General features: G+C 37.5%; 26 protein-coding genes, 1 tRNA gene and 3 pseudogenes. 25 read left to right on the forward strand and 5 right to left on the reverse strand.

The features are described 5' to 3' along the window. The first annotated feature begins 22 nt into the window (after positions 1-22). The 4 genes from hfq (at position 23) to ACFIK7_RS06430 (ending at position 4,855) form a co-directional block, all read left to right on the forward strand. Entirely contained in the window at positions 23-262 is a 240-nt protein-coding gene (gene hfq, locus ACFIK7_RS06415) for an RNA chaperone Hfq (protein ID WP_005773461.1), read from the forward strand. 54 nt (positions 263-316) lie between these two features. Further along, the gene (gene hflX, locus ACFIK7_RS06420; RefSeq protein WP_375663113.1) at positions 317-1,660 is read left to right on the forward strand and encodes a GTPase HflX; all 1,344 of its coding nucleotides are present in this window, start codon (positions 317-319) and stop codon (positions 1,658-1,660) included. A 144-nt stretch (positions 1,661-1,804) separates the two neighbouring features. Further along, positions 1,805-3,631: a hypothetical protein gene (locus ACFIK7_RS06425; RefSeq protein WP_375663114.1), complete on the forward strand. Its 1,827-nt coding sequence runs from the start codon at positions 1,805-1,807 to the stop codon at positions 3,629-3,631. Positions 3,632-3,778: 147 nt separating this feature from the next. Continuing rightward, positions 3,779-4,855 carry a COX15/CtaA family protein gene (locus tag ACFIK7_RS06430; protein WP_375663115.1) on the forward strand — a complete coding sequence of 359 codons (1,077 nt, stop codon included), beginning with the start codon at positions 3,779-3,781 and terminating at the stop codon, positions 4,853-4,855. Positions 4,856-4,875: 20 nt separating this feature from the next. Here the strand turns inward: ACFIK7_RS06430 and argC are convergent, their stop codons facing one another. Continuing rightward, positions 4,876-5,808 (reverse strand): N-acetyl-gamma-glutamyl-phosphate reductase, encoded by a 933-nt coding sequence (gene argC / locus ACFIK7_RS06435; RefSeq protein WP_273791387.1) that lies wholly within the window; start codon positions 5,806-5,808, stop codon positions 4,876-4,878. 325 nt (positions 5,809-6,133) lie between these two features. Here argC and glyA point away from each other — a divergent pair, with 325 nt between their 5' ends. The 6 genes from glyA (at position 6,134) to nusB (ending at position 10,670) form a co-directional block, all read left to right on the forward strand. Then, positions 6,134-7,447: a serine hydroxymethyltransferase gene (gene glyA, locus ACFIK7_RS06440; RefSeq protein ID WP_375631269.1), complete on the forward strand. Its 1,314-nt coding sequence runs from the start codon at positions 6,134-6,136 to the stop codon at positions 7,445-7,447. 11 nt (positions 7,448-7,458) lie between these two features. After that, positions 7,459-7,941 (forward strand): transcriptional regulator NrdR, encoded by a 483-nt coding sequence (gene nrdR / locus ACFIK7_RS06445; protein ID WP_273791385.1) that lies wholly within the window; start codon positions 7,459-7,461, stop codon positions 7,939-7,941. Then, positions 7,934-9,061, forward strand: coding sequence for a bifunctional diaminohydroxyphosphoribosylaminopyrimidine deaminase/5-amino-6-(5-phosphoribosylamino)uracil reductase RibD (gene ribD, locus ACFIK7_RS06450; RefSeq protein ID WP_273791384.1), 1,128 nt, complete (start codon positions 7,934-7,936; stop codon positions 9,059-9,061). Before nrdR ends, ribD begins: the two co-directional genes overlap by 8 nt. After that, positions 9,043-9,660, forward strand: coding sequence for a riboflavin synthase (locus ACFIK7_RS06455; protein WP_273791383.1), 618 nt, complete (start codon positions 9,043-9,045; stop codon positions 9,658-9,660). The genes ribD and ACFIK7_RS06455 overlap by 19 nt, the downstream gene beginning before the upstream one ends. Positions 9,661-9,741: 81 nt before the next feature. Further along, positions 9,742-10,197 carry a 6,7-dimethyl-8-ribityllumazine synthase gene (locus ACFIK7_RS06460; RefSeq protein WP_375631271.1) on the forward strand — a complete coding sequence of 152 codons (456 nt, stop codon included), beginning with the start codon at positions 9,742-9,744 and terminating at the stop codon, positions 10,195-10,197. A gap of 2 nt (positions 10,198-10,199) precedes the next feature. Next, positions 10,200-10,670, forward strand: coding sequence for a transcription antitermination factor NusB (gene nusB, locus ACFIK7_RS06465; RefSeq protein WP_273791381.1), 471 nt, complete (start codon positions 10,200-10,202; stop codon positions 10,668-10,670). 76 nt (positions 10,671-10,746) lie between these two features. Here the strand turns inward: nusB and ACFIK7_RS06470 are convergent, their stop codons facing one another. Next, positions 10,747-11,226: an outer membrane protein assembly factor BamE gene (locus tag ACFIK7_RS06470; RefSeq protein WP_273791401.1), complete on the reverse strand. Its 480-nt coding sequence runs from the start codon at positions 11,224-11,226 to the stop codon at positions 10,747-10,749. Between the two features lie 221 nt (positions 11,227-11,447). Here ACFIK7_RS06470 and ACFIK7_RS06475 point away from each other — a divergent pair, with 221 nt between their 5' ends. From ACFIK7_RS06475 to ACFIK7_RS06495, 5 genes are all read left to right on the forward strand, one after another. Beyond that, positions 11,448-12,005 (forward strand): DUF177 domain-containing protein, encoded by a 558-nt coding sequence (locus ACFIK7_RS06475; protein WP_273791380.1) that lies wholly within the window; start codon positions 11,448-11,450, stop codon positions 12,003-12,005. A 145-nt stretch (positions 12,006-12,150) separates the two neighbouring features. Next, entirely contained in the window at positions 12,151-13,221 is a 1,071-nt protein-coding gene (gene plsX, locus ACFIK7_RS06480) for a phosphate acyltransferase PlsX (protein WP_273791379.1), read from the forward strand. A 49-nt stretch (positions 13,222-13,270) separates the two neighbouring features. Beyond that, complete coding sequence (locus tag ACFIK7_RS06485) at positions 13,271-14,245, forward strand: beta-ketoacyl-ACP synthase III (RefSeq protein ID WP_273791378.1); 975 nt, start codon at positions 13,271-13,273, stop codon at positions 14,243-14,245. A gap of 77 nt (positions 14,246-14,322) precedes the next feature. Beyond that, positions 14,323-14,637, forward strand: a complete 315-nt coding sequence (locus ACFIK7_RS06490) for an integration host factor subunit alpha (protein WP_273791377.1) — start codon at positions 14,323-14,325, stop codon at positions 14,635-14,637. Positions 14,638-14,833: 196 nt separating this feature from the next. Further along, positions 14,834-15,337, forward strand: coding sequence for a MerR family transcriptional regulator (locus ACFIK7_RS06495; RefSeq protein ID WP_375663116.1), 504 nt, complete (start codon positions 14,834-14,836; stop codon positions 15,335-15,337). Between the two features lie 1,100 nt (positions 15,338-16,437). Here ACFIK7_RS06495 and thrS read toward each other — a convergent pair. From thrS to ACFIK7_RS06510, 3 genes are all read right to left on the reverse strand, one after another. After that, complete coding sequence (gene thrS / locus ACFIK7_RS06500; protein WP_375663117.1) at positions 16,438-18,414, reverse strand: threonine--tRNA ligase; 1,977 nt, start codon at positions 18,412-18,414, stop codon at positions 16,438-16,440. A 111-nt stretch (positions 18,415-18,525) separates the two neighbouring features. Beyond that, positions 18,526-18,876, reverse strand: a complete 351-nt coding sequence (yidD, locus tag ACFIK7_RS06505; protein WP_273791374.1) for a membrane protein insertion efficiency factor YidD — start codon at positions 18,874-18,876, stop codon at positions 18,526-18,528. After that, positions 18,877-19,305, reverse strand: coding sequence for an iron-sulfur cluster assembly scaffold protein (locus ACFIK7_RS06510; RefSeq protein ID WP_273791373.1), 429 nt, complete (start codon positions 19,303-19,305; stop codon positions 18,877-18,879). It lies immediately after the preceding gene. A 125-nt stretch (positions 19,306-19,430) separates the two neighbouring features. On the opposite strand from ACFIK7_RS06510, the gene folE reads away from it, so the two are divergent. From folE to ACFIK7_RS06560, 10 genes and pseudogenes are all read left to right on the forward strand, one after another. Then, complete coding sequence (gene folE / locus ACFIK7_RS06515) at positions 19,431-20,042, forward strand: GTP cyclohydrolase I FolE (protein WP_273791372.1); 612 nt, start codon at positions 19,431-19,433, stop codon at positions 20,040-20,042. Positions 20,043-20,179: 137 nt separating this feature from the next. Next, positions 20,180-20,264: transfer RNA gene (locus ACFIK7_RS06520), tRNA-Leu, on the forward strand. A 193-nt stretch (positions 20,265-20,457) separates the two neighbouring features. Beyond that, positions 20,458-21,630 carry an alpha/beta hydrolase gene (locus tag ACFIK7_RS06525; RefSeq protein ID WP_375631276.1) on the forward strand — a complete coding sequence of 391 codons (1,173 nt, stop codon included), beginning with the start codon at positions 20,458-20,460 and terminating at the stop codon, positions 21,628-21,630. Positions 21,631-21,767: 137 nt separating this feature from the next. Continuing rightward, the gene (locus ACFIK7_RS06530) at positions 21,768-22,274 is read left to right on the forward strand and encodes a hypothetical protein (protein ID WP_375663118.1); all 507 of its coding nucleotides are present in this window, start codon (positions 21,768-21,770) and stop codon (positions 22,272-22,274) included. 659 nt (positions 22,275-22,933) lie between these two features. Then, positions 22,934-23,120 (forward strand): annotated as a pseudogene (locus ACFIK7_RS06535) (Arm DNA-binding domain-containing protein); the annotation flags it as partial. After that, a pseudogene (locus tag ACFIK7_RS06540) lies at positions 23,120-23,650 on the forward strand (hypothetical protein); the annotation flags it as partial. The pseudogenes ACFIK7_RS06535 and ACFIK7_RS06540, both read left to right, overlap by 1 nt. Before the next feature lie 45 nt (positions 23,651-23,695). After that, complete coding sequence (locus ACFIK7_RS06545; RefSeq protein ID WP_375663119.1) at positions 23,696-24,109, forward strand: hypothetical protein; 414 nt, start codon at positions 23,696-23,698, stop codon at positions 24,107-24,109. 156 nt (positions 24,110-24,265) lie between these two features. After that, entirely contained in the window at positions 24,266-24,727 is a 462-nt protein-coding gene (locus ACFIK7_RS06550) for a phage tail protein (RefSeq protein WP_375663120.1), read from the forward strand. Then, positions 24,724-24,978, forward strand: coding sequence for a tail protein X (locus tag ACFIK7_RS06555; protein WP_375663121.1), 255 nt, complete (start codon positions 24,724-24,726; stop codon positions 24,976-24,978). Before ACFIK7_RS06550 ends, ACFIK7_RS06555 begins: the two co-directional genes overlap by 4 nt. Further along, positions 24,969-25,350, forward strand: a pseudogene (locus ACFIK7_RS06560) (late control protein); the annotation flags it as partial. The gene ACFIK7_RS06555 and the pseudogene ACFIK7_RS06560, both read left to right, overlap by 10 nt.

The following is a 25,350-nucleotide window of genomic DNA, read 5'->3' on the forward strand; positions in this document are numbered from 1 at the left end:
TCTAGATAAAGGTGTAAGAATAATGGCAGAGCGATCACAACACCTACAAGATGTGTTTTTAAATACGGTGCGTAAGCAAAAAATTTCCCTTACAATTTTTCTTGTCAATGGCGTTAAACTCACGGGTATTGTAACTTCATTTGATAATTTTTGTGTTCTTTTACGCCGAGATGGACACGCGCAATTGGTTTATAAGCATGCTATTTCTACGATTATGCCTGGGCAGCCTGTACAGATGTTTGAGGGTGAAAGTCCTGAGTAAACATATCATTTTAAGATAGACCTCTTATCCCATTTTAAAAGTACTTAGATTGCTATGATAAATGAAAATGAGAGATTAGGAGGGGTATTTGCGCAGAACACAGGACAGGTGCGCGCACTTGTTTTGATACCGTTTTTTCAAGAAAATAGAAGTGAAAGCTCTTTGAGAGAGTGTTCTGTATCTTCTCGTGTTAAAGAGTCATTAGGGTTAGCGCGTGCTATAGGGTTAGAAGTTGTTAATTATGAAACGATTAATATTGCAACGCCTCGCTCTGCGACTCTCTTTGGAAAAGGTAAAGTAGATGCGTTAACCTGTTATATAGATGAATATTCTATTGAGCTTGCGATTGTAGATCACTTTTTAACGCCAGTACAGCAGCGTAATTTAGAAAAATTATGGAATTGTAAAGTTATCGATAGAACGGCTTTGATTCTTGAAATTTTTGGGGATCGTGCACGAACAAAAGAAGGAGTTTTGCAAGTAGAGTTAGCGCGTTTGTCCTATCAAAAAGGGAGGCTTGTGCGTAGTTGGACACACTTGGAAAGGCAACGGGGGGGGCGTGGCTTCCTAGGTGGACCTGGTGAGACGCAAATTGAAGCAGATAGGCGTCTTTTACAAGAGAAAATTATTCGTATTCGCCGCGAATTAGAAACGGTTATTAAAACACGTGCACTTCATAGAGCAAAAAGGAAAAAAACATCTTATCCTGTTGTGGCACTGGTAGGATATACGAATACAGGAAAGTCAACTCTCTTTAACCGTTTAAGCGGTGCAGATGTTTTAGCAAAGAATATGTTATTTGCAACGCTTGATCCGACTTTGCGCAAAGTTGTTCTTCCCCATGGAAAAACTATTCTTTTGTCTGATACTGTAGGGTTTATTTCTAATTTGCCAACAAATTTGATTGCAGCTTTTAGAGCAACCCTTGAAGAAGTGGTTGAAGCGGATCTCATTCTTCATGTAAGAGATATGTCAGATCTTGATCATCGAGCACATGCTCAAGATGTTTTAGAAGTGCTTTCAAGTCTTGATATCGATATTGATGATATGGAGCATATCATAGAAGTTTGGAACAAGATTGATATGTTGGATGGGCAAGCATTGAGTGTTTTACAAACAAGCGCAAAAACACGATTAAATCCTGCTCTCATGGTATCAGCACTTAAAGGGGATGGACTTGATCAATTATTAAGAGCTATTGAAATGCGAATTTTTGGAGAGGTGCAAAGCATTGAATGTCTTTTACAGCCTCATGAAATGTCGCTTATCGATTGGTTTTATGAAAACTCTGCGGAAATAGTGCAAGAAGGACATGATGATGGGTCTATTACCATTAGAGCCGTTATTACTTCTGAAGCAAAAAAGCAATTAGAGAATATCAAAAAAAATATGAATTAAGTTCTTTAAAGCTATTGTTGAACATTTATGCTTAAATTTTATGTTTTTCTTATCTCAAAATAATATGACAGCAAATTAAGAGGATAGTTACTACTTTCTCTTAATAAAACAATATGAAGAAGTATTTTGCTGGTTAAAATAAAGATGAGTCTTAAGTGTAATAAAAGACTATTCGTACGTACCGTATGGCGAAGCATTTTGATTGTTTTGCTATTACAAATGCTATGTGTATCTTTGATTTGGTTGTATTATTTTGTCCAGCCCCGTGGTTACCAAGCAACTTTAGTATTTTCATTATCTGATTCTGTAGGAAAACCATTACCAATTAAAAAGCAAGACGATGTTATCGCTTTTTTGTTTTCACAGCCTATGTTCTTCAATGATTCGAATTTTTCTTTAAGTGCTTCTTATAAGAAAAAAAATCATGAAAATATCCATTTATCGCGTCATGGTGATTTTATCGATCTTACTTTTGAAGCCGAGACACTTGAAGCAGCTCAACGTGGGTTGGAAATTTGGTTTTCCGCATTTTCACAAGCAATCATAAAACAGAAACAATTTTTGTTAAATGATAAATTAGAAGACAAACAATATGATAATACTGCAATCGTTAATATCGTGCAGGAATTTCGTAAATCTGTTGATTCTTTTATTCAGCATGGTGTAAAACAAACAGAGCTTCATGATCTTTCGATGCAATTAACGCAAGCAACTTTAAAGCGTATTCATTTAACAAGTTTGAATTCAACAATTAATATGATGCGTGAAAATGGGCAGTCTTTACTGTCTTTATCGTTTATTGCAGGCAATTCAGCAATTGTTTCTCTGGAATCTAAACGTGACCTCTTGGAAACACAAAGAGCACATATGGCTGCGCAATTGGGGTGGACACATCCTCAAATTAAAGCGATGACTGCAGAATTAGAGACAGTTTCTCATCAATTAAAAAATAAAATTTTACAAATCGTTTATCAAGTTCATTCAGATGAGGTTATTGCAACGGAATTAGAAAAACAGCTCAAAAAAAGAATGAACTTTTTTGTAAAAGATCAATCCCAATCTTTGAATGAAATATTTAACGAGTTTGAAAATAAAATAAAAGCAGCAGTCGATGCACAAAATGAAGCGATGAGCAAGTCTGCTCAACGAAGAGAAAAAATTATTGATTCATATCGGAGATTGAGTGATGATCCTCTTCTCTTACAAAATACAAATATCCACGTGGTTATGCCAACAACGTTAGCACCAATTTCTTTTATGGCTCTTTATGGAAAAAATATTCTTGTGAGTGCATTGGCCAGCTTCCTTACTCTTTTGCTAGGAATATTGTTATTTTATCCGTGCTTTAAAAGCAAAAAAGACCAACTCTCAGAAGAGGATTTGAGATCAAAAGAAAATGCTCTTAAGAAGAATGAGAGTATTTTAGTCTCTCAAGAAATGAAAAATTTTGAAGCTTTTATTACGATAGAGGGATTATCTGATGTTTTGAAATGGCGTGCTTCAACCATTGTTTCAATCATTGGACCAGAGGCTGCACGGACAGCGGCAAAGCTTTCACTTCATCTCACAAAAGAGAATAAAACAATTTTGTTGGTCGATATTTCTGGTCAACAAATAGAGAAAGTCATTGGCCCACATCGCGGACTGAGTGATATTTTAACGGGCAATGCCAAGTTGCATGATGTTATTTACCGTGATTATGATACGGGGGTTGATATTCTTCCTCAGGGGTTAACAAGTGCTATTTCTGCACAAGATTTTTCAAATGATATTTCTCATATATTACAAGAATTTAAAAAAGAATATGATTTTATCATCCTAGAGATGGCAAGTGAACCAACATATGGATTTGAGCAATTTGCAGAGCTAACAGACTATTATATTTGTAATACTGTTCTTAATGAACAAGAATGGATGATGCGGATGGTAGACAGCTTTCCAAAGACTGTTTATCGCATTGTTGCATCATAAGCTTCGTAAAAAAAGAAATATGTATCGCATGTTATAGTGGTATGCTTGTTTTTTGCTAAAGTTGTAGTACATACTAAAATAGACAAAGAGTTAATGTTTAAATTTTAAAATGCATTTTAGTTGGAGAGAAGCGTGGGGCAATCAGAGATGGCAGTAAAGAGATTAAACAATAGCATTTTAACACCTGTGCAAAAGAAAAATAGAAAACAAATACAGGTGTGGCTTTACTCTATTTTATTGCTTTGTTTGGCAATTGTCTTAGTGGGTGGCGCTACTCGTTTGACGGGATCAGGATTATCTATAACGGAATGGAAGCCAATACATGGCGTTATTCCACCGATTGGTGCGGATCAATGGCAAGAGGAATTTTTAAAATATCAACAGATAGCACAGTATAAGCTGCTTAATCCTGATATGACTTTAAGTGCTTTTAAGGTCATTTTTTGGTGGGAATGGGCGCATCGTTTTCTTGGGCGTCTTGTTGGTCTTGTTGCTTTATTGGGGCTCATTTGGTTTTGGGCGACTAAGCGTGTTGAAAAAAATATCTTACTTCCGCTTATTGTCGTGCCTATTCTTATCGCCTTTCAAGGCTTTATTGGTTGGTGGATGGTTGCTTCAGGGATTGGGCAAAGTAATTTAACAAGTGTGAGCCAATATCGTTTGGCATTTCATCTTATAACGGCATGTTTTGTTATTGTTTTTGTTACTTATTTATCTCGAGGACTTGCAGAATACTCAGAAAAGCCAGCAAATCAAAAGGTGCAATATTTTGCGGCTTGGCTTGTTATTCTCGTCTTGATAGAAATTTATTTCGGAGCTTTGGTTGCAGGGCTTCATGCTGGAAAAGTCTATAATACATGGCCGCTTATGGATGGGCAGATTATTCCTGATGGATTGTTGCAGCATCGTCCTGTTTGGCTCAATTTATTCGAAAATTCCTTAATGGTTCAATTTATTCATCGGTTTTTTTCTTATTTTTTATTTATTGTCTCAGTTGTTCATGCTTTCTATGTACAAAAAAATGTTCCACATTCAACCCATTCTCGTCGTGCATTTCTTATCTGTGTTATGATTATTATCCAAGCACTCTTGGGTATCTTAACACTGTTACATGAGGTTCCGATAAGTTTAGGGCTCATTCATCAAAGTATGGCACTAGCAGTGTTATGTTTTGCGGTTGCGCACTGGCGAGCAACAAAAGGGGCATATCGCGTTGTTGAATAAAAGTTTGTGTTTAAGGAGGTTTAGTCGCTTGAAAGCATTAAATCGAGGTTTTGTATAGCCGCAGCTGATGCGCCTTTTCCTAAATTATCGAATATGGCGCTGAGATTAAAAATACCTTCACGATCATTTCCAAATACGAACAGTTTCATATCATCTTTATTGGCTAAACACTCTGGATTAAGTCTTTGAAGTGAAGCAGTTTCTTCTTGTGATGCAACTAAAATGGTATTTTGTCCATCGTAATGGTTTGCGAGAATTTCGCGCAAATCAGAACAGTTTGCTGATTTTGTGAATAAATGGCGATGCAGAGGAAGATTCACAATCATTCCCTGAGAAAAACGACCCACACTTGGTATAAAAAGTGGGGTTTGATTGATTTGTCCATAGATTTTGATTTCTGGCACATGTTTGTGTTCAAGATTAAGACCATAGATAAAATAATTGTCCTGAATATTTTGTTGAGATTGATTTTCCATTTGTAAAATCAACTGTTTCCCACCACCGGTATAGCCGGAGATTGCATTAATCGAGATGGGATAATAGGCGTCTAGTAGTCCTGCTTCACGGAGGGGGCGAATCAAACTAATGGCCCCGGTAGGGTAGCATCCGGGATTGGTTACATAATGTGCAGCTTGGATGCGCTTTCTTTGTCCTGCTGTCATTTCAGGAAAACCGTAAACCCAGTCTGGTGCAACACGGTGGGCTGTCGAGCTATCAATAATCCTAATGTTTTTATTTTTTTTAAGCCAATGAACTGTTTCGCGTGCAGCATCATCTGGAAGACACAAAATAGCAATATCGGCTTGATTAAGATAGTCTTGTCGCAGATGAACATTATGGCGATCTTTATGAGCAAGAGAGAGTAGTTTTAAATCTGTACGCCTTTCTAAGCGTTTTTGTATTTGTAATCCGGTTGTGCCATGTTCACCATCAATAAAAACTTTGGTTAGCATTCTTATTTGCCTTCGTATTAACTTTGCCTATTATATTCTGCTTTTCACATTATAAATTATTTCTAATCATTAAATTATTGAATTTCTTTAGATTATAGATATTTTTTGTAAAAGGTGTAAACAAATTAAGAGTGTAAAAAAAAAGAAATGTAATCTCATTTTGTACCATTCTTGAGAGGGAAGTTTTTCGCTGTTTTTATAACAAAGAATAAGATAAATATTTGCTTCATTATTTTTGAGTGTAAGTGGTTTAAAATGTTTGGTTTGCATGGTTTGCTGTGTTATCGTTTCTTGACTTTATTTTTTTATGTTAGGAATGTGTTTTATGACTCAGCAAGAAAATGACGCACAAAAGCGCTTTTTTAATGATAGTTTACAAACTGTTGATGGTGCAATTTTTGATGCAATTAGAGGGGAGTTTGAGCGTCAACAACATGAAATTGAACTGATTGCTTCAGAGAACATTGTTTCAAGAGCGGTTCTTGAAGCGCAGGGGTCTGTTTTAACTAATAAGTATGCAGAAGGTTATCCAAGAAACCGCTACTATGGTGGATGTCAATTTGTTGATGTCGTTGAAGATTTAGCCATTGAAAGGGCAAAACAGCTTTTCGGTGCTGCTTTTGCGAATGTACAGCCTAATTCTGGTAGCCAAATGAATCAAGCTGTCTTTTTAGCTTTACTGAAGCCTAATGACACATTTATGGGATTAGATTTAAATGCTGGTGGTCACCTTACGCATGGTTCATCTGTTAATATGTCAGGAAAATGGTTTGATGTTGTTTCCTATGGTGTACGTAGAGAAGATCAGATTATTGATATGGATGAAGTTGAGCAGCTGGCAAAAGAGCGTAAGCCCAAACTTATTATAGCGGGTGGTTCATCTTATCCACGGCTATGGGACTGGAAGCGATTCCGTGAAATTGCAGATGAGATTGGTGCTCATCTACTTGTTGATATGTCTCATATTGCTGGTCTTGTTGCTGGTGGCGTGCATCCTTCACCTGTTCCACATGCGCATATTGTAACAACAACAACACATAAGTCGCTTCGAGGTCCTCGTGGTGGTTTAATATTGACAAATGATGAGGCTTTATCCAAAAAAATTAATTCTGCAATTTTTCCTGGTCTTCAGGGTGGTCCTTTAATGCATGTGATTGCCGCAAAGGCTGTTGCGTTTGAGGAGGCTTTGCGTCCCTCTTTCAAGAGCTACAGTGCCAATGTTGTCGCTAATGCGAAAACTTTAGCAAAAACATTACAGAGTAATGGTTTTAATATTGTTTCTGGTGGTACAGATAATCATTTGTTGTTGGTTGATTTACGTTCCAAAAATCTAACAGGTAAACGTGCTGAATTGGCTTTGGGACGCGCTCATATTACCTGCAATAAAAATGGTATTCCTTTTGATTCTGAAACGCCATCTATAACATCGGGAATTCGTTTGGGATCACCTGCTACCACAACGCGTGGTTTTTTAGAAAAAGAGTTTATTCAAGTTGGTCATCTGATTTCAGAAGTTCTTGATGGTCTTCGGAGCGCAAAAAGTGATGAAGATAATCATGCTGTTGAAATGGCTGTTGAGAAAAAGGTAAAAGATATAACGAATCAATTTCCTCTTTACTCTTATCTTAGCACTCGTTAAGGATACAAAGGATGCGCTGTCCTTACTGCCAATATGAGGATACACAGGTTAAAGACTCACGTCCAGCAGAAGAGGGGGCAGTGATTCGCCGCCGTCGTGTGTGTTCCGTTTGTGGTGGTCGTTTTACAACTTTTGAACGTGTTCAGTTGCGCGAGCTCTTGGTTGCTAAAAAAAGTGGACGATGTGAACCCTTCGATCGTGATAAGTTAATGCGATCAGTTGATGTGGCTGTACGTAAGCGCAATATTGATCCTGATCATATTGAACGAGCAATTTCTGGCATTGTACGTCAGCTTGAAAGTTTGGGAGAACCAGAGATTTCTTCAGAAAAAATTGGACGTCTTGTGATGGAAGCATTGAAGAGAATTGATGATATTGCTTATATTCGTTTTGCTTCTGTGTATCGAGATTTTCGTAATGCAAGCGATTTTCACGATGTTATAGATGAATTGTCAAAGGGTATCGCGGATACAGAATCTCGTTTTGATGAATAAAAAAGTGCAAGATGAACGGTTTATGGCTGCAGCTATTCGTTTAGCAGAACGTCATGTCGGTCTTACAGGTGGGAATCCTTCTGTTGGTACGTTAATTGTGCAAAACGATAATGGTGCGGGAGCTTTTATTGTTGGCTATGGCGTAACAGCTATTCATGGGAGTCCTCATGCGGAAGTGCAAGCTTTACACATGGCAGGTTCTTTGGCTCAAGGAGCGACTGCTTACGTTACTTTAGAACCTTGTGCGCATTATGGAAAAACTTCGCCATGTGTGAATGCACTTATTGATTCAGGTGTTTCTCGAGTTGTTGTTGCGCTGACTGATTGTGACAAGCGTGTTGATGGTCATGGTATTGCTCTTTTACGAGCGGCGGGTATTGAAGTGGTTGAGGGCATTTTAGCTGAAGAGGCTTTTGAATCCTTATGGACGCATTGGTGCATAAGGAAGATACAACGCTGTGCGGTTACTTTTAAAATGGCAATTTCTGCCGATAATGGTGTTGGAAAAAGAGAGAAGGGCAGCGTAAAAATTAGTGGAACACTTTCTCATGCCCATACGCATATTCTACGTGCTCAAAATAATGCTATCCTCGTTGGTATTGGTACTATATTAGCAGATGATCCACAACTCAATTGCCGCTTGCCAGGGATGGAGATGCGCTCACCAATTCGTATTATTTTGGATGCAGATTTATCTATCCCCCTTGATGCAAAAGTTGTCCAAACAGCCATAAAAATTCCTACATGGGTTATTTGTGATGTGGATCTTTCAAAGAAAAGCAAAAAAAATGCATTGGAGCAATATGGTGTGTCTGTTTATTCGGTCGAGATGAACAATGGTTGTGTAGAACCCTTTGCTCTTTTACAGATGCTTTATAAACATGGGATTAATAGTGTTTTATTGGAAGGGGGCGTCAAGACAGGGGAAAAATTTTTGAATGCTGGTTGTGTTGATCATTTGATATGTTTTCATACCCCCATTGTTTTAGGCAAAAATCGTATTGAAGCCCCTCATTTTGGAAATTATCTCTCGCAGTTTCATGAGATTGAGACAAGAATGTTTGGAAATGACCGTTTTTATAAATGGAGACGTAAGACATTATGTTCACAGGAATTATAACGGATATTGGTTGTGTTGAAGATGTTCAACCTTTAAAGCAGGGGATGCGTTTAAAGATTTCTACCCGCTATGCTATAGAAAGCTTAGCAATTGGCGCGTCAATTGCTTGTTCAGGAATTTGTCTGACAATTGTAGAACGAGGATTAAAACAAGAAGATTCCAATTGGTTTGTTGTCGAGGCGTGGGAAGAAACATTACGTTTAACGAATCTTGCACAATGGATAAAAGGAACTTTTGTTAATTTGGAACGTTCGCTTCGATTGGGTGATGAAATGGGAGGACATTTGGTTTCTGGTCATATTGATGGTTTGGCTGAAATCATTGATCAAAAAAATGAAGGGGATGCAATTCGTTTTTATTTAAAAGTTTCAAGACAATTTATGCCTTTCATTGTTAATAAGGGATCTATTGCTCTTAATGGGACATCTTTAACTGTTAATGGTGTTGAGGACTGTGTTTTTGATGTTCTTATTATTCGCCATACACTCGAAATGACAACGTGGGGACAAGCTAAAATTGGAGATCGGGTCAATTTGGAAATTGATCAACTTGCTCGTTATGCTGCAAAAATTTTAGCTTTAAAAAGAGAAGATGAATAAGCCAAAACTTTCTTGATCGTTTTCAGAATTTTATGCTTTATAACCTTGGTTTTTTTGATTCGTTTTTTGTGGAATTCCATTATGATGAAAGAGATACGTAAAAAGCCTCACGTATTGATTGTTGAAGCACGTTTTTATGGGGGGATTTCTGATGCGCTTTTGAGAGGTGCAGTGAATACTTTGCAAAAAGCTGAAGCAAGTTATGATGTTGTAACGGTTCCTGGAGCATTAGAAATACCAAGTGCAATAGCTTTTGCTGAAAAAAATAAGATATCGTATGATGGTTATGTTGCTCTTGGTTGTGTTATTCGGGGTGAAACATATCACTTTGAAATTGTTGCTAATGATTCTTGTCGTGCATTGATGGATTTAACTGTTCATCAGCACTTGGCTATTGGAAATGGTATTTTGACTGTTGAAAATGAAGAACAAGCATGGGTGCGTGCAAAACTAGATGATAAAAATAAAGGTGGTTTTGCGGCTGAAGCTGCTTTATGTATGATCGCTCTAAAAAAGAGATTTGGAGATAATCGTTAAATATGGCTGATATAAAAAGCAGACATTTTCCGCGTTCAGCCAATAAACGTGGAGCAGCAAGACTCGCTGCAGTTCAAGCACTCTATCAAATGGATATCGTGGGTTCGGGAGTGTTGGAAACGGCAGCTGAGTATGAGGCTTATCGCTTGGGAAAAGATATTGATGGAGAGCAGTATCTTGAAGCTGATTTTCAATGGTTTTTGGCGATTATAACGGGTGTTGTAAAAGATCAAAAGCAGCTTGATCCTCTGCTTCATCAACAGCTTTCAGCAGAGTGGTCTCTTTCACGTCTTGATTCTATATTGCGAGCAATTTTACGAGCAGGTTTATGGGAGTTGATCAACCGTAAAGATGTCCCCGTTGCGGTTGTCATGAATGAATATGTTGACATAGCAAAGGCGTTTTTTGAAGGTGATGAACCGAAACTTGTTAATGCAGTTCTCGACAGTATGGCAAAAAAAGTTCGCCTCTAAGAGCTACAAATTCCCCTATTATTAGGTCTGATAGTATCAGACCTATAATATTGAAACGGTATGTAGACTATATGATTTAGTTATGGCGTGGCAAATTCGCAGGGCCTTTTATAATTTGAATTAAGAAAGGATGTTCTTTTGTTACAGTTGGCGTTGTTTGTGTAATAAAATCAAACACTTGACCGTCTTGTAATCCGTAATTTGCAACTTTTGCAACCTGATTATTTTTATTGAAGTAAATGGCTAAAACTTTGCGATCAATAATCTTTGTTTTCATAAACTGCATCCCACGATAACGTGTCTGTGAGATGTAATAAAAAACTTCATTATCATATTTTGTTTTTAATGAAGGGGTCCCTAAAGTTAAAAGAACTTGCTCTTGACTTGAGCCAATAGAGATAGAACTTAAAGCATTTTTATCAAGAACATAGCCCTCTCTATAAATTTGGCTCGAACCTGAAGAATCAAGAAGACTACACCCAGCAAGCATTCCTATGCTTGCTATTGATAGACCAATTAATAATTTACGTTTGATTAAGGCTATTATGTGAGGCATTTGAAACAATGATATCTCCTTTTTATACTGAGATGTAGGACAAGAAGGCAACCTCAAGTTTTTTCTAATTTTAACTTAATCTACCGTAGCTTACACTGAGTTTCCTTGTTATAAAGCAAATTATGCCATATAGAATTTCTTTAGAAAAGAAAAAAATGCATAAATACTTGAGATAAATAAAAACACAGTGCTTTATGCGTTTTTATGTTTGGGAGTTGTCAATGAATGTTCAAAATGTTCCTCAAATGACATTTGCTTTGGCTTATCCAATATCCGTACGTTCTCTACCTGCTAAAGGTATAAGGGTTCATCTTTGTGCAAATAAAAAAGAATGTACACATTTAGCCCAGAACCATAATTTAATTGAAGTAAAATCTTGTGAGGGAAAATTCCATATTTTCCCGTGGAAAAAACGCGGAGTGCGTATAAAAGGTCTATTGCAAGCGCGTATACTGCAGTTATGTGTTGTTACATTAGAACCATTAGAAAATATCCTTTGTGAAAATATTGAGGTTGTTTTTGTTCCTGAAGATTCAAATTTGATGAAGCCTAAAATATCAGAGGATACAGGAGAATTGTTTTTAGATGTGGAGGGGCTTGATACTCCTGAAGTGTTTTATGATGATAAAATTGATATTGGTGCAATCATGGAAGAGTTTTTTGAGTTGTCTATTAATCATTATCCACGTAAAGAGGGGATACAGATGAATATGGTTGAAAATTTAGAAGAAGCAGAGCAAAAATTCTCTCCATTTTCTGTTTTGAAAAATTGGAAGTGATTGTAAAAACATACAAAAAATATCTATTTGTATGCTAAACGGCATTTCTGCGGAGCGATGTTTTCGCAAGATGTGCTGTGTGAGTGTTCAGGAGCCAAAAATCATAATATGTATTTAAAAATGAAAAGATGTGGGATATGCAAGCGTGATTAGAATTTCTGTGGATGTCATGGGCGGTGATTACGGTCCAGAAGCAGCTATTGCAGGAGCAGCAATTGTACAAAAATATTTATCAAATATTTATTTTCTGTTTTATGGAGTAGAGGAGGCTGTTCGTCCGGTTTTAAAAAAATATCCCTGTTTGGATTCTGTATCGCGCTTTTGCCCTACAGAAAGTTATACACGCATGGATGAAAAGCCAAGCCAAGCACTTCGTAATGGACGTGGTAAATCATCAATGTGGTACGCCATTGAAGCGGTAAAAAATGGTGAAGCTGATGCTTGCATTTCTGCTGGTAATACGGGTGCACTTATGGCCATGTCGTATTTTTGTTTGAAAATGCTTGCAGAGGCTGAGCGTCCTGGTATTGCGGGTATCTGGCCAACACTGCGCAGTGAGAGTATCGTTTTAGATATTGGAGCAACAATAGGTGCCTCGGCTAGTCAGTTGGTTGATTTGGCGGTTATGGGAGCGGGTATGTTTCGCGCTTTATATCACACTGAAAGACCAAGTGTTGGGCTTTTAAATGTGGGGGTGGAAGAGGTTAAAGGACTTTATGAAATAAAAAAAGCAGGAATGATATTGCGTGAAGTGCAATTAGAAGGATTGGAATATAAAGGATTTGTTGAGGGCAATGACATTGGAAAAGGAACGGTCGATGTTGTTGTGACAGAGGGGTTTTCTGGTAATATTGCTTTAAAAACCGCAGAAGGAACTGCGCGACAGATAGGGGAGATTTTAAACTCTGCACTGCGCAGTTCTTTTTTAACATCTCTTGGTTATTTTTTATCGCGAGGTGCTTTTCGTATACTGAAACATAAAATGGATCCCGATAGGGTGAATGGAGGAGTGCTTTTAGGTTTGAATGGTGTTGTTATAAAAAGTCATGGCAGTGCCAATGCTAATGGTTTTGCTTCTGCTATCCGCGTTGGTTATGAAATGGTTAATAATGGACTTTTAAAAAAAATAACGGCTGATTTACGGCGGTTTCATGAGAATAAAGAAACACTTCTTGACCAAGAAGATGAAGCGGTGATGAATGGAGAGTCCTTATGATAAGCTCTTATAATAGAAATGAAAAATTTGAAGAAAAGGTAAGAGCTGAATGATTCGCTCAATTATACGTGGTGTAGGAAGTGCTTTGCCAAAAAGAAGTTTATCAAATGATGAGATTGCAAAGTTTGTTGAAACGTCAGATTCATGGATTGTTCAGCGTACAGGAATACGCCAACGTTATATTGCCAGTGAAAATGAAACAACTGTTTCTTTAGGAGTTGAGGCTGCGCAAGCCGCCCTTATAAATGCGGGTCTTACAATAAAAGACATTGATTGTATTATTTTAGCAACGTCCACCCCGAATCGTACTTTTCCTGCTTCTGCTGTTGAAATTCAGCATGCTTTGGGAATGAGCCATGGATTTGCTTTTGATATTCAAGCTGTTTGTTCTGGTTTTATTTTTGCTTTAACAACAGGAGATTCTTATTTACGATGTGGAGCGGCTAAAAGAATTTTAGTTATTGGATCCGATACATTTTCTCGAATTTTAGATTGGGAAGATCGTACGACATGTGTTTTGTTTGGTGATGGTGCGGGTGCCGCTATTTTGGAAGCTCAAGAAATTGAGGGGACTATTGCTTTTGAGCGTGGTATATTGTCTGCAAAACTGCGCTCTAATGGTGCTTATATAGATAAGCTATATGTTGATGGTGGACCTTCAACAACACAAACGACAGGCTATTTGCGTATGGAAGGACGAGAAGTTTTTAAATATGCTGTTGGTATGATAACGGATGTGGTTGATGATTGTTTTGCAGCTGCAGGTATGGATTCTTCACAACTAGATTGGTTTGTACCTCATCAGGCTAATAAGCGCATTATTGAAGCATCTGCTAAAAAGTTGGGAATTTCACTAGATAAAGTTGTGATTACCGTTGATCAACATGGTAATACGTCTGCCGCATCAGTTCCGTTGGCTTTAACAACAGCTGTTTGCGATGGAAAAATAAAAGAAGGAGATCTTATCATGTTAGAAGCCATGGGAGGTGGATTTACATGGGGAGCAATTCTTATTCGTTGGTAAATTATGGCTACTTGACCATATTTCAAGAAAACGTATAAGTCATTTTGTAATTTTAAATATTTTAATAGGTGGTTATAATGACAAGTAAGACAGTAACGCGTGCAGATTTAGCGAGCGTAGTTTGTAAAAGAGTGGGCTTGTCACATACTGAATCAGCAGCTTTAGTCGAATTGGTTTTGGATGAGATTTGCAACTCACTTGTAAGAGGTGAAGCGGTTAAATTATCTTCTTTTGCAACTTTTCAGGTTCGCAGTAAAAATGAACGTGTTGGACGCAATCCAAAAACAGGTGTTGAAGCACCTATTCCGCCGCGACGTGTTGTGACGTTTAAGGCTGCCAATGTCCTTAAACAGAGAATTTTAGATTCGCATCGTGCAAAACAGAAAAAATGATATCTCATAAATAAATGCCATGGTATGTTTGGTATTTGTTAAAAAAATGTATAAAATAAGGGTCTTTGTTTTTTAGAAAAAGACTGTTGAGTAAGTTGTCAATGATGGTCTTATTTTTGACTAATCTTGTTGAGAAATTGAGACAGAATGAGTCATTGTGAAGTAATTTATTTTGTTTTAAATAAGGTGTTGCAAAATGGATAAAAGCTCTGATGCTTTTCGCACAATTAGCGAAGTAGCGGAGTTATTGGAGCTTCCGCAGCATGTCTTAAGATTCTGGGAAACACGTTTTAGGCAGATTAAACCAATGAAACGTGGGGGAGGAAGGCGCTATTATCGCCCTGTCGATGTTGATTTGCTCAATGGTATTAAGCAGTTACTATATGATCAGGGTTATACGATAAAAGGTGTGCAACGCCTTTTGAAAGAAAATGGTGTTGCTTTTGTGACTGCATTTGGTAATGGTGATCTTGATGCTATGAATGTGGTCATAGAAAAGAAACATGCAGGACAAACTTCTGAAAATGCTAGCAATAAGCCTAAGAAATCTTCTTTTGGGCTTTTAAGTTTCATAAGGAATGAAGGAGAAACATCTGTCGGTTCTGTGAATCTTTACAAAGATAAAACTGATAAAGCATTGTTGCAAGAAATCCTGTTTGAACTCATTGAATGTAAGCGTATTCTTGATAGAGCACGATAACAATAATATTTTTTATTTTATATGTGTTTTTTTAGCAAAACATGTGTTTTGAAATTGTTTTACAAATCAATATCTAGCGTCGAGCGTGGCAATGTGTTTCGTAGAGATTAGACGTTTTATGGTGTGCCCAGAGTTTTATACGTTCAACGAGTAGTAATGTATCGTATGTGTATATTTAACGAGTTTTTTTATTTGGTAAAATATGAAGAGGAGAAAGAATAAACGCTGAGTTTTGCCATTTTTCTTTGATTTGGCTTTATAAAAAGTTAAGGCAATGTCTCATCAGTGTAGATTGTAGGATGCCATTGGTTTACCAATTCATGTGCTTGTTTTAAAGAGATGTTTCTTAAGGCTCCTTAAGCTTATTTTACCATGATGCCTCGTGAATGATATAATGGCAAACCCGTTAAGTACTGCTATTTTTACATTTATAAAGAAGCAAGTCAGCATCATCATTATAGTTATAGCCGGTCCTCAATGATTGCAACAATCCTTAGCACTTTAGGCGGTTCATTGTGGGCATTTTAAAAGTCCTTTCTCAATAATTTTTATCCACACACTCATTCTGCTTGTTTCGTGCAAGCAAATGATTTTGATAGATTCAACATAAACATATTTAAAACGAGAGAAGCCTATGATATTCGAAACCTTATTTAATATGAATAACGATATATTACCATTATAAATCAATATCTTGTCTTTTTATAAGAGCTTATCTTACGAATAAGACATATCATTGTTCAGCTAATTTTACATATTTTTTATTAATAAATATAATCTTGTTTTCAGCCTTCTTGCTTGATGTTGCTATAATTATCGTAATGATCTATCCATGATAGTAGCAGCATCTTTTCATTATAAAAGTAAAAGATTAATGTTATTATTAATATTCAATTGTCTATGTTTTTTGCATTTAAACAGCTCATAGCTTACATTCAACTTTTTCACCAAACCACCTTGTAGAGAGAGCACGTAATTCTTTCTGGTGATAGGTAGTTGTGCATGAAACAAAAACACACTACAATATCAAATCATTTCATTTTGTACAAAAATTGAAGATTTATAGTAAAAAAATTAACGTATTACCATCTTCTGTGATATTATGCATTTATTACACGTTGCAAATCTGGAGGTGTTGCCTCATTTGAGAGTTGTTTAATTGCATCTTCTACAGATAAAAGGGTTTGATTTGTACTTCCTAAGCGGCGCATATTTACGCTGTTTGTTTCAGCTTCACGTTTGCCACATACCAAAATTACGGGAACTTTTTGTAAAGAATGTTCTCGTATTTTATAGTTAATTTTTTCATTGCGGAGATCTATTGTTGCGGAAAGCCCAATAGCTTTAAGTTTTGCTGTTATTTTTTTGGCATATTCATTTGCTTCGGATGTAATTGTTGCAACAACAATTTGTTCAGGAGAAAGCCAAAGTGGCATATGTCCAGCAAAATTTTCGATTAATATACCAAGAAAACGCTCCATTGATCCAAAAATAGCACGGTGGATCATAACAGGTTGACGTTTTTCTGAATCTTTATCAATATAGAATGCACCAAAACGTTCAGGAAGATTAAAGTCTATTTGTGTTGTTCCACATTGCCATTCACGACCGATAGCATCCTTTAATGTATATTCAAATTTTGGACCATAAAATGCTCCTTCACCCAGAAGGATGCTTGTTTTGATTTGTCCTGCAAATTTTGTTTCAATCGTTTTAAGGACAGATTCCATGATACTTTCTGCATGATCCCATAATGCATCAGATCCAACTCGTTTTTCTGGACGTGTTGAAAGCTTAAGACTAATTTCTTTAAAACCAAAATCAGCATAAGTTGATAAAATAAGATCATTAATACTGAGACATTCATCGGCTAATTGTTCATCAGTACAAAAAATATGCGCATCATCTTGTGTAAAACCACGCACACGCATAAGACCATGTAAAGAGCCTGAAGGCTCATAACGATGAACAAGTCCAAATTCAGCAAGTCTAATAGGCAAATCACGATAAGATTTTAAACCATGTTTAAAAATTTGAACATGACCAGGGCAATTCATTGGTTTAAGGGCATAAACATTCCCATGATCTGAATCTTCTGCTGCTGGAATTACTTTGAACATATTCTCCTTATACCAGCCCCAATGACCAGATATTTCCCAGAGTGACCTATCGAGAACTTGTGGTGCATTAACTTCAGCATATTGATGATCATCAAGGCGTCTACGCATATAGCTGATTAAATTTTGGAACATTTTCCAACCTTTTTTGTGCCAAAAAATCATTCCTGGCCCTTCTTCTTGAAAGTGAAATAAGTCCATCTCACGTCCCAAGCGGCGATGATCACGTTTTTCAGCTTCTTCTAGCATATGAAGGTAGGCTTTTAAGTCATTTTCATTTGCAAATGCTGTTCCATAAATTCTCGTGAGCATTGGATTATTGGCATCGCCACGCCAATAAGCTCCTGCAACTTTCATTAATTTGAAAGCATTCCCAATTTGCCCTGTAGATTGCATGTGCGGTCCGCGACAAAGATCAAACCACTCCCCTTGATAATAAACTTTTAAATCTTGATTTTCAGGAATGCTATCAATAAGTTCAACTTTATAAAATTCCTTTTTCTCAGAAAAAATTTTTCTCGCTTTTTCACGAGACCAAATTTCTTTTCTAAAAGGTTTATTGCGCTGGATAATTTCACGCATTTTCTTTTCAATAACAGTGAGATCATCTAATGTAAAAGGTTGTTGGCGTGCAAAATCATAATAGAATCCATTCTCAATAACAGGACCTATTGTTACTTGCGTTTCAGGAAAGAGTTCTTGTACTGCTTCAGCAAGGACATGGGCGCAATCATGCCTTATGAGCTCAAGAGCGCGTGAATCTTCTCGGGTAATAATCTCTACTTGACCAGATTGTCCCAATGGATCCGATAAGTCTCGCGTGATACCATCAAGACTATAGGCGACTGCTTTTTTTGCAAGTGATTTAGAAATAGATTCTGCTAATTCCAAGCCTGTCATTTCGGCGGGGTAATTACGTTTTGAACCATCGGGAAAAAAAAGAGAAATAGAGCAAGACATAAAAACACCCTTTTAATCCAATTCCGCTAACGATTGCGGATGGTTTCGTGAAAATTGAGTAAAAAGCTTATAGACTGATTTTTTATCAATACATATGAAAAAAGAAAAGGATTATTTGTTGTGTTTGTCAGAAATTTTCCAGTAACGCCAAGGTTTATAAAAACAGCAAGAATTTCCAAGCGAAATAGGTACTGGATCAAAGCCATCTGTTCCAAAGGGCCCACAACGCATGATACGAAAGAGTCCCATCCATGCACCAGCCCAAAGCCCATGGCGTGCAATCGCTTCATATATATATTCTGAACAAGTCGGGGCATGGCGACACTGATTGCCTATAAGGCTCGAAAGTGTTATTTGATAGAAACGTATTAAGAAAATTCCCAATAATCGTCCGGGTGTTTTTTGCCAAGTGCCTGTGTAATTTCGAGTCAATTTTTTTTGTTGAGATTGTGATTTGAACATTTATTTTTCTTCAATTTGTTGAATGCAATCTATCGTTGCATCAAAGGGTAGTAGTGTTGCTGTATGGCGCACTTTATAGTCTTTAATGGGCTGTAAGCAAGAAAAATCCTCAAATGGAGCTTGAGGAGAAGGACCATTTTGCGTTAGCATTTTGTAGATAACTTCACGCAATATTTTAAGATCTTGTGTTGTTTGTCCGATGATATGAGATGCTAAAAGTGAAGCCGAAGCTTGCCCTAGCACACATGCATGTATTTCGTGAGCAAAATCCGTAATAATACCATTTTCCACTTTTAAATCTACAGTGATTGTCGAGCCACAAAGATGTGCATGTTTTCTTGATGTTGCATCAGGATTATTAAGACGCCCAATTTTGCCTATATGTGCAGCATATTTAAGTATTTTATCATTATAGATATTATCAATCATGCACTATTGCCTGAAATTTTGAGAGTCGTGATTGTTTAAACTTTTAATTCGCTTATATAGAGATTATACAAAATGAAATAGGTATGGAGCAAATGCTTTGTATAGAGTAAGCTTGGAGTTTTTGAATGCGTAATGTTGTTAAAGAAGACGCAAATTTATCTGAAGAAAAGCGTCCGAGTATTGAAGAGGTGGAAGAAGCGATTCGTACATTACTCTTATGGATAGGGGAAAATCCAAATAGAGAAGGGCTTTTAGATACTCCAAAACGTATAGCCAAGGCATATCGCGAGCTTTTTAATGGTTATAGTCAATCTGTTAAAGAAACCTTAGGTACAGTTTTTGAAGAGGTTTCAGGATATAATGAATCCGTAATCGTAAAGAATATACCTTTTTATTCACACTGTGAGCATCATATGATCCCAATTATTGGGAAAGCACATATAGCATATCTTCCTAATGAGAAAATTGTTGGTCTTTCAAAAATTGTACGTGTTGTAGATATTTTTTCTCGTCGTTTACAAACTCAAGAAGCTATGACAGCGCAAGTGGCTCACGCGTTAAAAACGTATCTGAAGCCTCATGGTTTAGCAGTATTGATTGAGGCTGAGCACATGTGTATGGCTATGAGAGGAATCCAAAAACAGGGCTCTACAACAATTACAAAAAACTTTCATGGTTATTATGAAAAAGATCAAGCGGCACAAACACATTTTATGATGATGGTTCAAAGGTCATAGTAGAGCCCATATTTCTCGTAATCTCTATTAAGTTATAAGTCGTCTGAATAAAATAAATTATGAGAAAAAGAAAATTGGCTTGTACCTTTCTTTATGATTTGTTAAAGGCTAAAAACCAAGGTTTTTTCTTTCCACGTGCGGTCGTGGCGGAATTGGTAGACGCGCAGCGTTGAGGTCGCTGTGGGGCAACCCGTGGAAGTTCGAGTCTTCTCGACCGCACCAGTTAGCAGTGAGTCTCTCTATAATGAGATGAAGTTATGTTAGAGAGAGGGGATTTATACGTATTATAGAAAAATCTTTTTTGTATGTTATTTGTTGGTGTGTTTCTAAGAATGTTTCGTTTTTTATTACTTTATCTATGCATTTGAAATGTTATATTTTTATAAGGTGGGGTGAAATTGCAGTGAGAAGTATAATGATTCTGAGATATTTAACACTTCTTATTTGTATTTCTTTATTGCCAGCATGTAGTGATTCACGTGCTGTACTTTGGCATGGGGTGCATGCAACACCTTCTATGACTGCCGTAGAAAGGGAAGTTGGAGGGAAACCAGTTTCTCCAAAAGCCATCGTTCCAGTGTATGTTGCAACAAGTCGTATGATGCAAAATAATTACGCTCAACCTTATGGTGCAGAGCGATCAAATAAAGTTCATTATAATCGCGTTGACGTAGGAATTCCTCAGCAACATGTAAAGGGAGTTGTTGAAATAAATGCGTATAAACCTACACATGATAAGTATTTTGCAGCAGTAGCATTGCAAAAATACGATAATAAAGAACAGTTTAAACAGCAATTAAATGCTGCTTTAGCAAAAAAGCCAAAAGGAAAAAGAGAAATTTTTCTTTTTATCCATGGGTATAATAATAATTTTGCAGATGGTACATTTCGTACAGCACAGTTTACACACGATTATTCTTTAAATGTTGTCGCTGTGCATTATTCTTGGCCTTCTGCCGGATCTGTTCCTCTTTATATTTATGATCGTGATAGTGCTAATTTTGCCCGTGACGGATTGATAGAGCTTTTAACGCTTATTAGTGAAACCAATGCTGATCAAATTTCGGTTATTGCACATTCTATGGGCAATTTTGTTATAATGGAAGCATTTAGAACATTAGCTTTACAGGGAAAATATAGGCCTATTCGTCGTATTACAAGTTTATTAATGGCTGCACCCGATATTGATGTTGATGTATTTGAGCGCCAACTTAATGATATAAAAAAACTCCCGCAGCCAACAGCTATTTTAGTATCCAGAACGGATAAAGCTCTCGCGGTTTCAGGACGTCTTACGGGTGGACATCATCGTGTGGGCGATGGCTCAGATATTGAAATGTTGCGTAAAAATGGAATAGCTGTTCTTGATTTCTCTCATGTGGATGGGGGAGCACACAATGTCTTTGCATCTTCACCAACGTTGATGGCTCTTTCTCGAGAAGGTTCTTTGGCTTCCACAATTATGCAAGGTACAGAATTGTCACCTAGTCAAGCCCTTCTTGCTGATGGTAGTAGTGTGTTGGAGAAAACAACACATCTTATCCTTTATACACCTGTACGTTTTCTCTCTCCACGGATTCCACGTTGATAGTGAAAAGAGAGAAGGAGCTCCATCAAATAATGTATTGGAGGTAATGTTTTTTAGCACTTTCTTTAGAATGGTTTTGTAAAATGAAAAATAAATAGCGGGATGAATGTAAAAAACAGTCATTAGGTGAGTTTGTGATGATCACACGGAAACGCTATGTTAATACGCCTACAGTTGTTGATTATTTATCTCATTCCGCAATTAAGTTGTTAGACATTCATGCTATGCTTGTGAAGGTGAGAAAAGGTGATATGGGGGAAAAACCAAATTTATTGCGTCAAATTGATTCTACAAAAAAACAGTTAGATGAGATAAGCCATGCTCTTATTTTAGAATATCGTAAACGCCAAGAAAATGAGCGTTTTTTAAAACAAATTCTGCTATCCATTTCTGATCAACTTTTTGCACTTGATAATGGTTTTAAGGAAACAGGGCGTCTTTTTTTTCAAGAAGTTAGAATACTTCAATCTCAGATGCAATGTTTATATGAGGGAAAGGAGAGGCTGCATTTATTGAATAGCCAAGAATCTTTTTGTTCTCCGTCAAAGATTGATGAGGTCATTAAACAGTTACAAAAAGCACGAGAAAAGCTTATTCTTGAAAGCCCACATCTCTTTGAAAAAAACACAAAAGCTAAACAATAAAAGTTCTTTAGTTGAGCAGATAGATAATTTGAATTTTACAGCAAACAACGCTGTTAGATAGAAGGCTATAACCTTTTTAAAGAAAAGAATTTGCTTTAAAAAATGAAACACATGTATTTTATAATCACACTCTTTATCGCATTAAAGCTTTAGAAGACTTTGGTTATATCTTTGCTAAAGTTAAGGCTGATGAATCAGGTGGCTTTATTGAAGAAAATGTTTGTGAAAAGAATTTACAAAAAAACTTTCTGATTCTTTTAATAATAGCTCGCCGGATAATTTTGCCAATGTTATGAAGTTGTTAGTATATTCATTAGAAACTTAAACTTTAATATTTTCCTTGGTATAAATTAGCTGAATTTAAAGCATTAAAAAAGAAGTTTGATAAAAATAACATGTTTTGTAAATTCACGTTCATCTCTACCTTCTCTTGGATTTAAAAACACTCGGAAAATGAATAAGCTACACGTAATTAAAAAATATATGGTACCCCCAGAGGGTGGAGCGGGCTTTTGCAACAAGATTCAAGTTATGTAAATATGTGCAAGAGCTATTGATGCAGATAATTTTTTATGTTCCAATAAAAAATTAAGTATTAAAGAAAAAATCTCAAATCAGAAATTAAAGGTGATCTAAGAGGTGGACGAGAGGGGCGTTAAGTGAGGGCTATTCATTGGTTATCAGCATCATTCGTCAAGTCATCTTCACAGGGTAAATTATTGAGATGGGGCAGGGCTATGGTTGAATGTTCTAAAAGACAATACACGCTCTTGGTTTTTTCGCTATACGCACCACAATAAGCGCCGTGAAATGGGACTTGGTCCTGTTACGAAACTCTATTTAAAAAATTAGATGCCATACCAGCCGATCAAGAAGCGGCTGCTTTAATACGCTTACAGATTGAAAATTGTTGTGCGCCTGACATTGCAGTGTTGCGTTTTGCTTGTGTGGATGATTTAAAAAATCAATCGGATTATCAACGAAGTCAAGCTGCTTTTAATTGGTGTGAGGGGCGCTTAAAACCTCTTCATATTGGGCTTGACCGACGGCGCCAACATGTTTTTGGTGTTGATCTTGCCAGATCGGGCGATGCGACGTCGATTGTGGTGATGGAAGTGGGACAAGATTTGGTGCGCCGTGTTCGGTTTATGGTGGAATTGCGCAATACGCCGTTTGACCAACAAAGAGAAATTTTATTTTATGTGGTGAATAGTTTGCCGCGTTTGTTGGGGGGCGCTTTGGATGCACGGGGCAATGGGGCTTATTTAGCCGAAAAGACGGAGCAGCGTTATGGGGGGCTTGTGAAGGAAGTACAATTGTCGCAAAGTTGGTATGGCAAAGAAATGCCGGCTTATTTAGAAGCTTTTGGGGATGGGCTAAACAAAGCCTTTCCAATTTTTGGCAATGGTTGAAGAGTTTTTTTGCCCGCGAAAAGCATCTCTGAGGGTGCCAAGGTTGGTATGGAACAAGCTGGGGAAGATTTAGCAAGTTGGATTGTCGATGGTTTTATGGGCACCATCTCACAATTGACGGATTTTTGTAAATCTTTGCCCTATCGCATTAAGGGGTGGATTGGATCCATTAATTTAAGAGAGTTTTTGCCAAGTTTTTTGGGAGGCAAAACAACCATTCAACCGATTGCACAATTTGCGGGGGCGGGGCGTGCAAATTCCCCTTTCACAGAAGCAAAAGGCAAAGAGCGCTCCACCATCACACACAATCAAAATGTCACGGTGCATGTCAATGGCGCTCGTGATCCTGTTGTCACTGGTCGTGCGGTTGCCCATGCCATTCAACGGGCACGCGCTAACGCTCTGCATGGCGGGACAGAATGATACGGGTTACAGAATAAGGGAAAAGACGGCGTGCTGGAAAGAACACAATGAGGGGAGGGATGAAGTGCTAGGAGGGCGCAATGGTAGGAGAGATGCAATGATACGTTTCGAAAGAGATGACGTGCTGGAAGGGATACAATCAATGGGAGGGAGCCTATGAGAGATCCTTTGATGATGTTAGGACCGCATCAATTTTATGTGGATTGGCTGAATTTCCAATCTTTTGAAGAAGAGTTTTCTGCCTCATGGGTTTGTATGGAGCGTTTTGGCAGGTCCCCCAGTTTGCAATTTACCGGCTATGGCAATGATGCAAAAACCATTCATGGGGTTTGGTTTCTAGAAGAATTTGCTGATCGGGTAGCCATTGATGCCATCACTACAACTATCCGAAGAGCAAAGCCGGTCCAGATGCTTCGTTGGATCAATGATACCACCTATAGTGTCCTTCTCCATGGACCCGTAGTAATCACCACGATCAATAAAGACCATGACTATATCAGTCGTTCTGGTCAATCCCAACGCATCCGCTATTCCATTACGCTCTTTCCCTTTTTTAATGGCGGAAAACCACAAGGACAATACCAAGAGGGACAAATCCAAGTGGGACAAACTCTATGAAGATACCAGAAAAGCATGTTATTGTAGAGCTAGAGGATATGAGCCTCGATCTCCTTTGCTTTCACCATGTCATGGCAGTGTTCAGAGACCGGAGGCAAGCTGGTTTACTCAAAGGCTATTTAGAAGCCACACTGGAAGCTAATCCAGAGATTGCCAAATATGGTGTGTTTTTACCGCGGGGCTTAAAGGTCATTCTGCCTGAATTTGTTAGCCAAGAAAAGAACAGCATGGTGAAGCGGTTATGGGATTAATGCGTACACACCCTTTTATTGTGGTCAAGGTGGGAGACAAACCTGTTCATGAGGTTTTTTACCAGCGTCTTTTAACCGCAACGATTACGGACCATGCCGGTAATGAAGCCGATACATTTGAAGCAGAGTTTGATGATAGTGGTAATGATTTAGAGGTTCCCTCAAGCAATAGTGCGCTACAGGTGATCTTTGGCTATGAGAACAGCATCAGTGCATTTATGGGGTGTTTTGTTGTCGAGTCGGTTGTAAGTTGTGGTGGCAGTGATGGAGAGATCTTGCGCCTTTGTGGCAAAAGCGCCTCGATGCGTAAAGAGCTCAAAGAACAGGTGAGTGAGCATTTTGATCACAAAACTGTTGGTGAGATTGTTGAGA

It is taken from the genome of Bartonella sp. CL266QHHD (assembly GCF_042195355.1).
Taxonomy (GTDB): Bacteria; Pseudomonadota; Alphaproteobacteria; order Rhizobiales; family Rhizobiaceae; genus Bartonella.